14 protein-coding genes are annotated in these 15349 nt (G+C 49.9%); 1 reads left to right on the top strand and 13 read right to left on the bottom strand.

Annotated features, from left to right (window positions below; all coding sequences use genetic code 11):
- Positions 1–96 precede the first annotated feature (96 nt).
- From B1728_RS02860 to B1728_RS02845, 4 genes are all read right to left on the bottom strand, one after another.
- Positions 97–1422, bottom strand: a complete 1326-nt coding sequence (locus B1728_RS02860) for an ABC transporter substrate-binding protein (RefSeq protein WP_079908647.1) — start codon at positions 1420–1422, stop codon at positions 97–99.
- A gap of 217 nt (positions 1423–1639) precedes the next feature.
- Positions 1640–2068 carry a DUF309 domain-containing protein gene (locus B1728_RS02855; protein WP_079908646.1) on the bottom strand — a complete coding sequence of 143 codons (429 nt, stop codon included), beginning with the start codon at positions 2066–2068 and terminating at the stop codon, positions 1640–1642.
- Positions 2069–2080: 12 nt separating this feature from the next.
- On the bottom strand, positions 2081–2884 hold the full coding sequence (gene yjbM / locus B1728_RS02850; protein ID WP_079908645.1) for a GTP diphosphokinase: 804 nt from the start codon (positions 2882–2884) through the stop codon (positions 2081–2083).
- Between the two features lie 27 nt (positions 2885–2911).
- A complete protein-coding gene (locus B1728_RS02845; RefSeq protein ID WP_079908644.1) occupies positions 2912–4012 on the bottom strand; it encodes a quinone-dependent dihydroorotate dehydrogenase in 1101 nt (366 codons plus the stop codon).
- Between the two features lie 164 nt (positions 4013–4176).
- On the opposite strand from B1728_RS02845, the gene B1728_RS36080 reads away from it, so the two are divergent.
- The gene (locus tag B1728_RS36080) at positions 4177–4314 is read left to right on the top strand and encodes a hypothetical protein (RefSeq protein WP_179135854.1); all 138 of its coding nucleotides are present in this window, start codon (positions 4177–4179) and stop codon (positions 4312–4314) included.
- Between the two features lie 67 nt (positions 4315–4381).
- On the opposite strand, the gene B1728_RS02840 is transcribed toward B1728_RS36080, so the two are convergent.
- The 9 genes from B1728_RS02840 to B1728_RS36075 all read right to left on the bottom strand — a co-directional run bounded on the left by B1728_RS02840 (position 4382) and on the right by B1728_RS36075 (position 15193).
- The gene (locus B1728_RS02840) at positions 4382–5818 is read right to left on the bottom strand and encodes a L,D-transpeptidase family protein (protein ID WP_079908643.1); all 1437 of its coding nucleotides are present in this window, start codon (positions 5816–5818) and stop codon (positions 4382–4384) included.
- A gap of 157 nt (positions 5819–5975) precedes the next feature.
- Positions 5976–6701, bottom strand: a complete 726-nt coding sequence (locus B1728_RS02835; protein WP_079908642.1) for an HD-GYP domain-containing protein — start codon at positions 6699–6701, stop codon at positions 5976–5978.
- Between the two features lie 157 nt (positions 6702–6858).
- Complete coding sequence (locus B1728_RS02830) at positions 6859–8475, bottom strand: stalk domain-containing protein (protein WP_079908641.1); 1617 nt, start codon at positions 8473–8475, stop codon at positions 6859–6861.
- A 28-nt stretch (positions 8476–8503) separates the two neighbouring features.
- Positions 8504–10810, bottom strand: a complete 2307-nt coding sequence (locus B1728_RS02825) for a FecR domain-containing protein (RefSeq protein WP_079908640.1) — start codon at positions 10808–10810, stop codon at positions 8504–8506.
- A 105-nt stretch (positions 10811–10915) separates the two neighbouring features.
- Positions 10916–12748 (bottom strand): CHASE2 domain-containing protein, encoded by a 1833-nt coding sequence (locus tag B1728_RS02820; protein ID WP_079908639.1) that lies wholly within the window; start codon positions 12746–12748, stop codon positions 10916–10918.
- Between the two features lie 163 nt (positions 12749–12911).
- Complete coding sequence (locus B1728_RS02815; protein ID WP_079908638.1) at positions 12912–13145, bottom strand: ferredoxin; 234 nt, start codon at positions 13143–13145, stop codon at positions 12912–12914.
- Positions 13146–13238: 93 nt separating this feature from the next.
- Positions 13239–13760, bottom strand: a complete 522-nt coding sequence (gene mobB / locus B1728_RS02810) for a molybdopterin-guanine dinucleotide biosynthesis protein B (RefSeq protein ID WP_079908637.1) — start codon at positions 13758–13760, stop codon at positions 13239–13241.
- A gap of 1 nt (position 13761) precedes the next feature.
- Positions 13762–15057 carry a DNA polymerase IV gene (locus B1728_RS02805; protein ID WP_079908636.1) on the bottom strand — a complete coding sequence of 432 codons (1296 nt, stop codon included), beginning with the start codon at positions 15055–15057 and terminating at the stop codon, positions 13762–13764.
- On the bottom strand, positions 15041–15193 hold the full coding sequence (locus B1728_RS36075) for a hypothetical protein (RefSeq protein WP_179135853.1): 153 nt from the start codon (positions 15191–15193) through the stop codon (positions 15041–15043). Before B1728_RS36075 ends, B1728_RS02805 begins: the two co-directional genes overlap by 17 nt.
- Positions 15194–15349 lie beyond the last annotated feature (156 nt).

Raw genomic sequence — 15349 nt, 5'->3', positions numbered from 1 at the left:
TAAACTACCCTCAGCTATAACAAAAGGATTGCTTCCCATGCCCCTTCTTCGATGAGAAGACAGAGCATGAAAAGCAATCCTTTCTTTGTGCACAGCTTATTTACGCAATTTGTCCTGAATCAGCTTGTTCATTTCCTCATCCGCAGTACGAAGAGCGGTATTCAAGTCGGTCTCATCCACGATATATGCATTGAATGCTTTCGTTAAAATTTTATCGACATCTCCATCCGGCAAATATTTAAACGGTGTCATTACCGCGAACTTCAGCTTGGTCATCGCGGCCAAATTCTTGCCCTCGAATTCCCTCAAGCCTTTGCCAAATTCGGATTTCAGCTTCTCGTCCTTCAGAACGGTCATCCGGCCTCCACGCATCATCTCGGCTTGAACCTCATCGGACAAAATGGTGTCCAGCACAAGGAAGGCCGCATCCTTCACTTTACTTTGCTCTGTAATGGACAAGATCGGGGAGTCGAGCCGCTGCCCGATCCCTGGCGCCTTGCGGTGCTGCGGATACGTCACCATGTCCCAGTTGATCTGAGGAGCGGTTTTTAGCGTGTTCAGCAGGTTGCTGTGACTGGCAATCATCGCCAAAGTGCCGTTCACGAAGGCCGTTTGATTTTTACCCGCGTTCGGCACCTTGAAATCGCCTTCGGTTAAGCCGGGAATTTTGAATTGAGCGCCCCACAGCTGGAAGGCCTCTTTCCATTGATCGCTCATAAGAAGCGATTTGTTCGAGTTAAAATCGGCGAAGGGAATGGACAGCTGCTGCTGAATGCGGCCGATGCCGTCTGGAAAAATTCCCCGGTAAGCAACGCCGTTATCCGTCCTTGTCAGCTTCTTGGCAAGCTCTGCAACCTCATCCCAATACATCCCCTCCTTGGGATAAGGAATGGCGAACTTATCGAATATATCTTTGTTATAAAACAGCGCGAAGGAGTTCGTATAGGCGGGCAGTCCGGCCAAATAATCCTGACCTCCGGCAATTTTCAGCGTTTCCAGTGCTTCAGGCGAAAATCGGCTCGTGTCGAATCTGTATTTTTTAATCAACGGCTCCATATTGAATAAAAGCTTATATTCCGCCAGATTGCTGCCCATTGGCCCCGGATAGTTAGCGACAATGTCGGGAATTTCTCCAGCCGATATCAGCTCAGGCAGCTTAGACGCAGAGGCGTTGATCCTTTCGATCGTAATTTGGGGATACTTCTTGGCAACCGGATCGGCTATATATTTCTTTACCTCATCATCGGAGAGCATTCCTCCGCTTGCCATTATTTTTACTGTGACCTTGTCCTTACTGAGCTCGGGAATGGTGTCAGAAGGCTTTTCTTGGGCTGTTGGCGCAGCGGGCTTCTCCGTTCCGTTACAGCCAACCAGCGATACGGTAAAGCAAAGTGCGAGCGAGACTACGGACAGCTTTTTCATTTTTGTATCCCCCTTTAGTTACTTTACTTTTTCAAATGCATCGCTTTTATTTTATAACGGAAACGCTTACATTTTAATGTCTGTAACTCATCTATTTATGTCTTATTCTAAGACAAATGAAGCCGCCCTCTAGTTTACGTATTGCTGCCGAATCTATCATGTACCTATATGAACGCAAAAAGACCGCTATAGCTCCGGGCTACAACGGTCTTGATCCCTATTCATGTCCGTCTTCATGAGGTTTCGGCGGGTTCTCGCACAGCTCTTCCACAAGGCGGTTCAGTACCGGATCGGAGATATGAATATCCAAATCATAAAATAGGAAGGGCTCCTCCTCTATCCGTTCCAAACGATGCAAATAGAGCTTGCTGTCCGCTACCAGCTTTGGCAGGTCTATGCCAGGCCCCTCTGCCTGCCGCGGCTCCAGCTTCTCCAAAGCCGCCGTAAAGAGCTTGACAGCACCGCTCAGATTGCCGTTGCGGTGATGATAGAGACCAACTGCGACCTGCAAGAGCCCTTGATACAAAGGAGCCCGGCCTTCCTCCATCCAAAGCTCCTCCATCACTTCATGGCATTCGAAATAATCCCGTGTCCTATTAAAGTAATAGATAAACTCCACATACAGCCTATCATACGAAGCCTGCATCCTGCACCTCCGTTATTCCTGGTGCCCTTTTTTCGCCCGTCCAATCGCCTCATCGATTTCACTTAGCAGCTCTTTGAAATACCACATGTCCTCGATTTCCCAATTTTCATTAAACCTCAGCTGAAATTGAGCAGCCTCACGCACTCGACGGTAAAAATAGAGCTCCTGAATGCCGTTCAGCACTCTCGTTACAATATTGGATTTATCCTCAAACATTTGCTGCGATTCTACGATTTCCTCGCGGATGCTGCTCATTTCTTCGTCCAGCTGATAGGCCGCTTCAGCGGCCTTGCTTAACCGCTTGATAACGTCCTCAGGCAAGCTTTCCCGGTATTTATAATTTAACGAATGCTCGATGGTAGCCCAAAAATTCATGGCAAGAGTCCGAATTTGGATTTCAGCCAGCACCCGCTTCATTCCGAGCGCTGTCTGCACAGGATACTCTACGATCATATGATAGCTTCGGTAACCGCTAGGCTTTTTATTGCGAATATAATCCTTCTCGTAGACTAGCGTCATATCCTCGCGCTCGCGGATCAGTTCGGCAAGCCGTTCGATATCCTCTACAAACTGGCACATGATGCGTATGCCCGCTATATCCTCAATCCCCGTCTCCAACTGCTCCATAGGAACATTCAATCGTTTGGCTTTTTCCAAAATGCTCGAAATCTTCTTGACACGTCCTGTTACAAACTCTATTGGAGAATACTCTTCGCGAGCCTTCAATTCGGTGCGAAGCGTCTTGAACTTAACCTTCATTTCCTCTACCGTTTGCTCGTAAGGCAATAAAAATTTTTTCCAGTCTCGTCCGTCCATCCGTGTTCCTCCATTCCTGCTAACCTGCTAACGTCTATGGGCCGATCCAACCGCTTCGGAGATATGCTTGAAGCCGTCTTTGCGCAGCAGTGACCGAAGTCCTTCGTTCAATTGTCTGATCAACCCCGGCCCTTCATAAATCATTCCCGTGTAGACCTCTACCAGGCTTGCCCCTGCACATATTTTGGCATAGGCGTCTTCTGCGGTAAAAATACCGCCGGAGCCAATAATCGGAAGCTTGCCTTCCGTAGCCGCGTAAATCGTATGAATGAGCTTCGTTGAACGCTCCGTCAACGGTCTTCCGCTCAATCCGCCTGTTTCACCTTTATGCTTATCGGTCAATCCCGCCCGGGATATGGTCGTATTGGAGGCAATGATACCGGAAACCCCGCTGTTCACTATCGTTGCAACCATGTACCCGATCTCCTCTTGCTCCAGATCCGGCGCTATTTTCACCAGTACAGGCTTCTCGGGACCTCCGTGCTTTTGATGCTGCTGATGCATTTCATCCTTCACTGCAGCCAATAATCGGGACAAATCATCCCCATGCTGCAAATTTCGCAAATCCGGTGTGTTCGGCGAGCTGATGTTCACGACAAAAAAATCGCCGTAAGCGTACAGCCCACGAATACATAAGCGGTAATCCTCTTCGGCCTGCTCGTTCGGGGTTATTTTATTTTTACCGATATTGACAGCTACAGGAATGCTTCTGTTGCCTGCTTCCCGCAGATGCCCCGCCATCGCATCAATCCCGACATTATTAAATCCCATCCGGTTAATCAAGGCATGATCCTCAGGCAATCGGAACAAGCGCGGCAGCTCGTTGCCCGGCTGCGGCTTTGGCGTTACCGTGCCGACCTCCATAAATCCGAAGCCAATGTTAGAAAAGCCGGGGACCGCCTTGGCGTTCTTATCCAAGCCTGCCGCCAACCCGACCGGATTGGCGAAGCGAAGACCCCAAAGTGTCGTTGCCAGCTCCGCATATTCGGGAACGCCGTACATCCCTTTCAGCAGAGCTTTGCCCCCCGGCAGCTTTCCTACCGTATGTAGCCCGTCTATGATCAAATGGTGCGCCTTTTCCGGATCCATCCGAAACAGCACCGGTTTTGCTATTTTCTTATAAAGCATGCAATCGTTCTCCCCTAACCGTTCTCTGTAAGTAGCTCTACTTGAACAGTTTATCGTTTTATGCGTGAAAAATAAAGAGGACCGGCTATTCAAAATGATATTGTTTAGGGGGGACATTATGTTAAAATATGCTTAAACTATGGAAAAAGGCAGGGCGAATTCCTATGAATCGAAAAAAACCTACGTACTTGCAGCAGCGTAAACCGAAAGAAACGGTCAACAAGAAGCTTATCATTTGGACGAGCTCTGTATTTGCGGCCATTGTTGTCATCATGATCTTGCTCTTTATTTTCAACAAGTAAGCGCTTAAATGAAGAAAAAAACAAAGGAGCCTCCCTTCCAACCTTAAGACGAAGGGACAGCTCCTCTTTAATTTAACCATTTATACACTTTGCCGGGGTTCGTCTCTTCCGTCTGTGCCGGCAGCTGGAGAACCGGGGCCCCCCGCTTGATCTCGGTAGGAAGCAGACCCTTGCCGATGGTCACCGGTGTCCCGAGAGGAACCATATCGAACAGCTCCTCGACATCCTCCTTCAGCATTCTGATGCAGCCAAGCGACTGATCCTTTTCGATGCTCGACGGCTTGTTCGTTCCATGTATGGCATATTGAGTATCGGATAACGTCATGCCCCGGCTTCCGAATTCACCGTTGGACTTCCCGTTCGGATTGCGGACCTTCTCTGATATTTCGAATGTGCCTTCCGGCGTACGGTCCGCGCCTAAGCCTACCGGATAGCTTCTGACAATGATCTGGCCGCTTACAAGAGCCAGCCGATGCGTGCTCTTATCCACCACGATGCGAAGCGGCTCGGTTAAAGGCTTCACCAGGCCGCCGGTGCCGATGGAGGAACCGTTAGGTTCGGCTGGCTGAGATGCTGCGCCGCCAGCTTCTCCTCCGCCGGACTCGCCTGCGGGAAGCTCTCCGCCCCCCGATGGGTTCCCCTGCTCAAACAGCTGCTCCATAAAAGGGGTTACCCCCGGCAGCACATTATTAGGATAAGGCTGGCTTAAATCCTTCAAGCTTTCCGGGGGTTTGCCGGTTCTCTGCTTGTATGAAGCCAACGCAGACCTCAGGATCAGCTCCTGTTCACGCTGTTCCGCCCAAGCCGCGAAAATTGCCTTCGGTTTGCTTGCATCTGTCGGCTGGCAGCTGCAGCTCTCTGCGTCATGATACTGGATCTGCTGCAACGCTGCATCCTCTTTCCCCTCGACAGAAAGAAGAATCGGAGGCGATTTGGTCCAGGAAATCCATTTCCCGTCCTCGGTCGATTTGCCATACGCCAAAATCGCGTAGCGGTTCACCCGTTCCTTGAGAAGCATTTCCTGCAGCGCCGCGGCGGTATTTTCCTTGCTTTTGGCTCCGGTAACGTAATAAACCTTGGTCTCCTGAACCTGCTCCCGGGTCATCCCGGCAGGCAGGGCTGCTCGTTCTCCGTCCTTATTCTGGCGCAGCTCAGGCGCCAATAAAACTCCCAGCACCATGAAGACACTCAATGCCGCCCAACGAAGCCTCCGCTGCAGCTTCTTCCTTCTGCTTTGCTGCTCCCATTGGCGCAAGGACTGCTCCGATTCAGGCGATACAGCGATCGTTTGGTTCTCGAACGCTTCATAGATCTCGCCTGCTTGCGTGTAGCAGTACAGCGCCTTTCCGCGCTTGCCCTGTGCGTCATATTCCCGTCCGAGCAGGTACCAGGCCATTTTATTGTTCGGATGCTCGCGAACATATTGTTTCAGATACGCCGGATTTTCCAACGGATGATGCTGAAAAAACTGGCGCAGCTGCTCATCATGGTCTTTTGCTTTCATGGCGACCGACCCCTTCTTTCCACCTTCTCCCATTAATATCGGCAACCGTCCCGCTTTTTTAAAGGGCCAGACAAAAACACCCGAAAACCTCAATGAACCGTATTGGCTTCATGTGGTAATCCGGGCTTGTGTGCTTGATAGAAATGCTTCTTCGGAATTATACCTGCTCCGCCAGTTTGGAATCCCCCTCCAAATAGTCCCGCTGCTCCATGACCTTCTCGAACGCCTCCACCACGACGGGATCAAAGTGAGTGCCCTTACAGCGTATGAGCTCGCTGAGGCCGTCCCGGTAGCTCCTTCCTTTCGAGTACGGCCTATCCGTAGTCATCGCGTCAAAGGCGTCGGCCACGGCAACAATTCTTGCAAAGAATGGAATTTCATCCCCCCGAAGTCCGTCCGGGTAACCGGAGCCGTCCATCTTTTCATGATGATACTTCGCTACCTCAGTCGCCTGACGCATTCTTTCCTCCGGCTCCATTCTCGATAAGATTCTTGCGCCAATGGTCGTGTGGGAGATCATGATGTGAAACTCCTCGTCATCCAGACTGTCTGCCTTCAGAAGCACCTTGTCGGGTACGCCGATTTTTCCGATGTCATGCATCAGGGCAGCCCGGTAAAAATGCTTGCACTCCTCTTCCGGAAGTTGCAGTTCTCTCGCAATCCATAGGGAATATAAGGCAACCCTTGAGGAATGGCCTGCCGTATACGGGTCTCTGGAATCCAAGGCCAGAACCAAAGAACGAATCACGCTCATCGAGACAAGCTCATCCTTGTCATTCAAGCTGCTGTACGCCAGCAGCGCCGAATAGAGCAAGAAGGAAAGCTCGTTGTTTTTTTGCTCCAATTCAGCAATTTTATCGTGAAGCTGCTGCAAGTCGGACACCGACTACTCCTCCCGTCATGACCGTATGAACTGCGATGATTTGAAGCAGCATTAATCGTTTGAGACTCTGATGAGGTCCTAATGCTTCCAAAAAAACCTATGCTGTGAAAGAATCAAAACTTCCTTTCTTTACAGTATAGGTCTTTGCACCCTGAATTTATTTATTCCTTTGCTTCGTTCGCAACAGGACCGATCTTGTCCCTTCATCCCATTGTACGTCTAGCCCGATCTCTTCAGCAAAAAAACGGACCGGGACGAATGTGAGGTCCTGCTTGATATAAGGAGCCGTATCTGTGTCTATGGCCATCTCGGGCTTACCCTGTTCCCGTTTCTTCAGCCCGGTCTTGTCTACATACAACTCTACGGTTACGCCGCCTTTTGTCAGTTGAACGCTTCTGTTCACTTCGTCATAGCTTACTTGATAGCCCAACGCTTCAGTTACAGCCCGAACCGGCACCATGGTGCGGTCATTCACGATCTCGGGCTGGGCCTCGAATGCCAGCACCGTCGATTCCAGCACAACCTTGACATGGTTATCCTTCAGCAAACCGGCGGGCAGCTTATAGAGCTGAAGCTGGCGAATCTTATTATTGAACGCATCGGCAATATAGACCGATCCGTCGTCGGCTACAGCGACATCCGTCGGCTTGTGGAACTGGGCGGAGCGCTCAATTCCGTCCGCTTCCCCGGCTGCTAATGCGGTATCTCCAGCCAGCGTGACCACCTTGCCATCATATAGGTACCGAATAGAATGATTCATGCTGTCGGCGATAAGCAAACCGCCCTCAGGCGTCAACGCAATACCCATCGGATAGTTAAAGCGTGCCTTCAAGGCATCGCCGTCCTCATACCCAGCGTCTGCATACAGACTTGTCTTACTATACAACGGCTCACCTACAGCTGTGCCGCCGGCCACCGTCGTTACCTTGCCGGTTCCAAAATCTATATACCGGATCCTTTGATTGCCGGAATCGCTTACGTACAAATTCCCTTTGCTGTCGATGGCAAGCCCCGTCGGCTCGTTAAACTTGGCGTTGGCGATATCCCCGTCCAAATATTCTCCGCTCCACACAGCTTGCCCCGGGGTTACCTCCACGACTCTTTTGGAGGGTGCGTTCAGCGTGGTCACCGTGCCGTCGGCAGCGACCTTCCTTATGACATGATTTAATGTATCAGCTACATAAACATTGCCATCTGCCCCTACTGCAACATCCTGCGGCTGATTAAAGGTCGCTTCCATCCCCTTGGCGTCTTTATTCCCGATCAATCCGTTACCCGCAAGCGTAACGACTTTGCCGGAAGCATCGATTTTTCGAATGGCATTATTGCCTGCATCAGCGACATAAAGATTCCCTTGAGCATCTTGGGCCAGCCCCGCCGGCTGTTGAAAGACGGAACGAGTGGCAATATCATCATATCGCCCGCCAATGGGGAAGCCCTTATTGTCCTTCCCGATGATCATGCCTGCCATACTGCTTACCTGGGAGCCGGAGATGCTGCGCAGCAAATGATTGCTCCGGTCAGACACAAGCAAGGTTCCGTCTTTGCGCACTAGCAAGCCGAACGGGCTGCGGAACGTTGCTTGCAGTCTGTTCGCATCATCATGACTGCCGTCATCTCCAAGACCGGCATAGGTCGTAATATCCATCATGATTTGCCCACTGCTGTTTCTTAATCCGTCCTTGGCGATAGATGCTGCCGACGCCCCGGTACCTCCGCCAATCAAGCTGACGGCAACGACCGAGGAAAATAACAGCTTCGCTGATTTTTTCATAAGATTTCTGTTCCCCTCTATGCAAGGTCTAGTTAACCGGTATTTCGACCGGATTGTTTTGCAGATTGACTTCCGCTATGACATTCCCGTTTTTGTCAACCACTTTGTAATAAAGCAGCTTTACCTTCAAGCCGTTTGTATCCGTTCCGGATAATGTCAAAGGAATCGCGGCTAGCAGCTTTTCTCCGTCAACGGTAATTAAGCCTGCATCGGCATCGGTACCAAAGTTGGTCGCCGCATAGATCAGCTCCGATTGTCCGGTCCCCTTCGACTGTTTTAATACTTCCACACTTTGGGGCAGGGAGCCGAATACTGTATTCGGATTTTTGGTTACCGTTCCATCCCCTGAATAGCTAAGCCTGTTATCATAGGCCAGATGAACCTCAGCCGCATAAAGAGCCTTGGCATTCACGAAGTTTTTCATTGCTAGGGTTGCCGTAACCGTATTATTTTGCTTGACTGCCGATTTCAGGAGCACTCCCATGGAGCCGTCAGTCGTTATTTTCGGAAGAGGCACCGGCTTCGTCTGCTTACCGTTTCTCTCGCCTACTAGTGTCAATTGATCGTAGACCTTTAATTGGTCCGTCACCAGGCTGTTTAACGGAATAGTAACCTCCCGGTCCCCCTGGCCGTCCGCTTCTGCTATCACCTGACCTTGGTTCAGGATCTTAAGCTTTGTTTGGATCGGACCTTTAGCTGCTACCACCGGCACGTTGGTAATCCAATCGGCTGTAGGACTAATCAATATAGGCATTTCCGAGATGGTGATAGGAGGTAATGATAACGATACGCTAGGTATTCCATTGCGAACGGATTCTGCTGTCAAGCGGTATGTTCCTTCCGGAAGAACGCCCAGAGTCATAGTTACTTCCTCAGAGCCCCTCCCTTCTACCGTTCCCAGCAGCTCGCTGCCATGATACACGGACACCGTCTGACCGACTGGAGCCTTCCAGCGTAACACCGCCGGATTGAAAGTCGTGATACCGGTTGTTGGACTCACCAGCTCCGGCTGGGCTGGACGGATTCCTCCCGATGGCCTTCCGCTTCCGCTGCTGCCTCCACCGACTGCTGTGCCCCCGCTCCCTGGGTTTGTACTACTGCCGTCATTATTTGCCCGATTCAGCTGCAGCCTGGCCAATTCATTCGCTTCATCCATCAGCTTCCGGTTGGCATCCGCCAACTGTCCATTCTCGATTCTAATTGCATTAATGGCATCCTTGTACATCTGAATGAGTTCCTGAAGCTTTGCATATTCCTCGGTAAACCGTCCGGGCTTCTCCTGCTGTGATTGTTTCAAGGCTTGAATGTCCGGATCGATGCCTGCCGATGTGTCCAGGACAGGCGGCGCGTTCAAATCTATCTTTTTGGACATATCCTTGAGCTGCTCATTCACTCTGTCTATGACTGCCTGATTTAGTTTTCCGGCATCAACCGCCGCTTTGGCAAGAGCAGGGATGAACGCATCGAAATTCGCGGTCACTCTGTTCAGATCTTCCAGGCTTTGCAGCTTCAGAATGCTGCCGTCCGGTTTCTGGATACCGCTTTGGAAATTGTTTAACAATCTTTGCTTGAGCTCTTCATTTTCTTTCGCAATATCGGGATAATCTCTAATTATCGTCTCCAGCACTTTCGGGGATGCTTGATGAATGATTCCCCCAAAATCCGCATAATTCGTTTGTGTCCGAAGATCGATGGACGGATCTCTGGAGTCCAGACTAATCTGCTGTGAAGGATACACATTGACACTTCGGCTAACTGGGCCAGAACCGATTGAATCCGCATTGTGAGTCTCCGCATGAACGACACCTGCCGTAGTGACCATGGTGGTCTGGCCTGTTATAGGATCTACCATGGTCAGGAAATGAGTTCCCCTTACCCCCATGACCGCCGTCGGAGTTTCAATCTCATATTCATCCTGGGAGCTGACAAGGCTCTTGACCTTGGCCCAGGCCGACCCTGCCCACATTTTGAATTTGGACGTCTTTCCATTACCCGAATCAATCAGTTCCGTAATGGAGATTTCCGTATTGTCACCCAGCGTAATTTCATCATCTCGGTCGGCTATCTTCAATGTTAAGGACGAATTGCTGCCGGTCGTGATGAAATCCCCCTGATTCAGGGTCATCTCTGTATAGGCCGTAAACGTTTTTGAACCGCCGGCTTTCCGTACGCTGACGTCGCCAATGACCTCGGTCACTATGGCCGCACGCGTCGATTTGGCATCTACGGATGGAACCCAAACGGAGGATAGCATAAAAATGAACATGCAGCCTATGACGAACATCGCTATAAATCTATTGCCGTTATGTACCCCAATCCTCTTATCGAATTTCACAATAATGCTCCTCTCAACTTACGGACATTCTATTAAATGGCGATTGCCGCTCTCTAGTTAATTGTAATTTGGCAGGCAGCAATTGGCAATGCAAAAAATGGCGATTTATGACACCTGGGACGCTTCCTTCCCCTTATCTGGAGCCGACTTCCATTCTACAACCTCAAACAGCTTCAATGGCTTGCTTTTCCCCTTCATCAGCTTTTCACCAACATAGTTGTACTCAAAATAAGACTTTGTCAGCTCATAGGTAGATTCCGAAACAAGAATTTGATTGGCGCTCGTGCTCGACTCGATTCGGGCCGCCGTATTGACATTGTCTCCGATAGCCGTGTAGTCGACCCGCAGGTAGGACCCGATATTTCCTACGACGACATCCCCTGTATTGATCCCGATCCCTACGCTGATGGTAACCCCATACTTTTTCATAACATCCGCTCGGACCTTTTCCATTCCTTTTTGAATTTCATAGGCGGTCTTCACTGCGTGATAGGGATGATGAGGCACATCCAATGGAGCATTATACAGGATCATAGCCGCATCCCCGATAAATTTATCGATGGTTCCATGATTCTCCAATGCACGCTCCGTAATCAGGTTGAACATCAAATTCAAAAAGTCTACCACCTCTTCCGGCTTCAGCTTTTCAGATAGAGGCGTGAACCCGCGCACATCCAGGAACATGACGGTCAGCTCCTTGCTGATGCCTCCCAGCTGGATTTCCGAATCGCTTTGGGCAATCTCCCTTACCAGATCCGGTGATATGTATCGTCCGAACTGCTTGGTAATATAATTCTTTTGTTTGGTCTCAAAATAGGTTTTCATGGCAAGATTGGTTAAATACGATATGAGTCCGCTGCCGACCGCCCCTATCGTATCGATATAATAATCACTGTAGGCAAAGGATAGATATTGTCCAAGCAGCAGCAGGATGGATAATATAAAGATGGCGATAAGACCGGTAATAGGCTTTAATTTCCATGTCAGAAAACCGTACAAAAGCACCATCAGGATCGCCAAAGCGACTGTGACGGCTCCGTTCCCCGGCTGAATCCACTGCTGCTTCAAGATTTGGTTCAATATATTCGCATGGGCATAGACCAGATGCATGTGCTCCTCGATAGGGGTTATCCCTTCATCCGATCCTGGAGCGGTATAGCCAATCAGGACAAAACGGTCCTTGAATGCATCATCGGGAACCGTACCGCTTACTACGCGGGAAACCGGAATCGTCTCAAAATCCAGCTCGTTCGCATCCCATTTAATGTACATCTCCGATTTGGGCCGGTTCTGGATAGCCGGAGCATTCAGATATTTGCTCACATCCACTCCACCCAGCTGCGCCATAGCCAGCCCTAACGAAGGGAGGACGCCCTCGGGCGTGTTGATTTGCAGCCAGTTGGTACGAATCGTACCTCCGCTGTCGTAGGTCGCATTGATATGCGATGGATTCGCATATTGCCGGAACAGCGGGATAGGCTGCTGGACACTCCTCGCTGTAATCCAGTCTCCTTCCTTAATCCTCATGGTGCGGGCAAATTCACTCTCTACTTCCGCATGGGACGGGAGAACAATATTTTTATATTTAGACAGGGCTTCAGCAAACGTCTTATCGCTTTCCGGATTGCCGCTCTCTGTGTAGAACTCGACGTCAAACCCGATCACCTTCGCTCCGGCATGCTCAAGACGCTCTACCAGCTCCGCATACACCTTCCTGTCCCAAGGATAGGGTCCGATCGATTTGATAGATTCAGTATCAATTCCTACGACGACAATATCCTCATGCGGCTGTCCGGTCATGGACTGCTTCAAGTTGAAATCGAACGCCTGATTGGACAGCACTCTCCAGAGACCGATAACCAAAAAACTAAAACAAAGCAGTATGACTAATGCATTGCCAATGGTAATAACCGCAGATTTACTGAATGATTTCTTCATTCGTGCTTCCAACCTCCAACCCAAGTTTCGTACCTAATAGTAACACAAATCTTCCATCATATCATAAAGATTCATTAAAGAAACATGCAAAAAGACCCATTACTAGGTATATTTACCTAATAACAGGTCTTCATCGTCTAATGAACTATCGAACTAGAGAGCATTAGTTGAACGGGCTGTCAGCAACTTTAATGGAGTCCGTTGGGCAGCCGTCTTGAGCGTCTTGCAGATCATCGTACAGATCTTCCGGAATTTCGGTTACGCCTTTGTTGCCGTCTCCCTCATAGATGACTTCTGCCAAGCCTTCATCGTCGTAGTCATAGATGTCAGGAGCGGTTGCACCACAGGCACCGCATGCGATACAGGTTTCTTTATCAACCCAAGTGTATTTTGCCATTGTAATATTCCTCCCTATATTTGAGAACCCTATTGATTTAGCGGCCTTTACCTAAAATATAATATAAAACGCAGGAAAGTTCAAATATAAAGTCTAGCAACCGTCTTCACAGGCGTTAAACTTTATATGTAAAAGAATAAATTCCGCAATGGATGCAATGTCGTCCGGGGCAAAATGTGGAACAAAATCCGGGCAGCAACCCGTCAGTTCCATCGGTGCAACGACAGCGACAGGCTCCCTGGGAAGCTGGTTTATAATATTCGCCTGTTCCTCGCTTCGGAACAAGGCAATTTGGTCGTGCTTCCCTTGTTTAAAGCCTTCTACCAGAATCAGATCCAGTGCCTCGGATTGAAGCTTTTCCACCATCTGCTCAAGCGTATGGGGTTCCCTTCGATACACGATATAAGATTCGGGTGAGACGACGATAGCGGCAGAAGCGCCTGCATGAATATATTGCGATGAGTCCGAACCGGCCGCTTCTTTATAATGCCCATGGGCATCATGTTTAATCACGCCAACCCGGATTCCTTGATTCTGGTAGTGCTTCACGAGTCTTGAGATCAGCGTGGTCTTCCCGCTGTCGGAGAAGCCAGCAAAACCAATGAACGGTATCATCCTAATCTTCCTCCAGAGGATGCTGCTTCAAATGATCCATCTGCAGCGAGGTCCCTCTTGCTTTATGATTGCGAATTAATGTCGACGGATCGTTACCTAGCATGCCAGCTGTTAGAATAGCGTGCTCGCCGAATTTATCGCGAAGCGCATCCATCGTCTGGTTAAGCTTTTCCTTCAGCGGCTGCTTCTGATAATCGAACAGATCAAGCTGTACCGGCGCCTCTGTCTTGTCGAGCAGATTCTGTAAGGTAATGCCGAGCAGCCTGACCGGCTTCCCCGCAGGCCAATGATCCTCGAACAGCTTGCATGCCATCTCGTAAATATCTTCCCGATTTTCTGTCGGATTATTTAATTTGCATGCTCTCGTGATCGTCTTCATATCGGGATCGCGGATTGTAATTTGTACGGTTTGGGTCAGCAGCTTCTGTCTGCGGAGACGTCTGCCGACCTGGTCGGCCAGATTGAGAAAAACCCGATGAATATCCGCCCGTTCCGTATAATTATTCGGCAGCGTTGTCGTATGCCCGATCGATTTGCTTGGATCCTGCTCGGACTGTACCGGTGAATCGTCCTCTCCGTTAGCCGATCGCTTCAGATGGGCTCCTAGTACGCCGAATTGCTCCGAGAGCAGCTTATCGCTGGCCTGGGCAAGCTGTCCGAGCGTATGAATGTTCAGGCGCTTAAGCTTCTCCGCCGTTTTGCCTCCGATTCCGTACAGGTAAGCGCAAGGCTTGTCCCAGAGAACGCGGGGGACATCCCGCTTCCGCAGCACCGAAATGCCGTTTGGCTTCTTCATATCGGAAGCCATCTTCGCAAGCAGCTTGTTCGGAGCAACTCCCACCGAGCAAGGCAGCATGAGCTCGTTGCGAATCCGCTTCTGAATCTGCTCCGCAATCTCCAGCGGAGTACCGAACTGCTTGGAGCCCGTAATGTCAATATAGCATTCGTCTATGGACATAGCCTCTACGAGCGGGGAGTACTCGTAAGCAATTTTCATGAAGCGTCTTGAAAACTGCCGGTATAAATCAAAATCCGGACGAATGAGGATCAGCTCCGGGCACAGCTTCTGCGCCTGTCCAACCAGCATGCCTGTCTTGATTCCTTTTGCTCTGGCAGCATAGGAGCAGGTAACAATGATGCCCTTTCGCAGCTCTACGCTGCCTGCGACTGCGGTCGGCTTGCCCTTGTACTGCTCAGGGTCCACCGCTTCGTGTACCGAGCAGTAGAATGCGTTCATATCGATATGAAGAATGACCCTTCCGTTTACAGGATAAGCTGCATTATTGAAACTGCTCATATTCGGCGGGCACCACTGCACTATATTTGAACGCAATCATCGCATCATCCGGCCGGCCCGTCGCCGGACTCAATGCCGCAAGCTCCGCACGATCCTGATGCGGACCCGGTATTGGCTTTATTCTTTGTTCAGACATGTTGTTTTTAGTACCCCCCATCATCCTATTCACCGTAAAATAGCATTAGAACAGCTAGTCTCAGCATACAATTCTGCGATATAGCGGTCAAGGCGGACATTCCATCTATTTTGTGAAAACAATATCCTTATCGGGAAATATTGTGATATAATATTA

Origin of the sequence: Paenibacillus sp. 32352 (assembly GCF_002042965.1) — a bacterium.
In the GTDB taxonomy this organism is placed as follows: Bacteria; Bacillota; Bacilli; order Paenibacillales; family NBRC-103111; genus Paenibacillus_S; species Paenibacillus_S vulneris.
The sequence above is the reverse complement of the archived record's forward strand: the minus strand, read 5'-3'. Positions and strand labels throughout refer to the sequence as shown.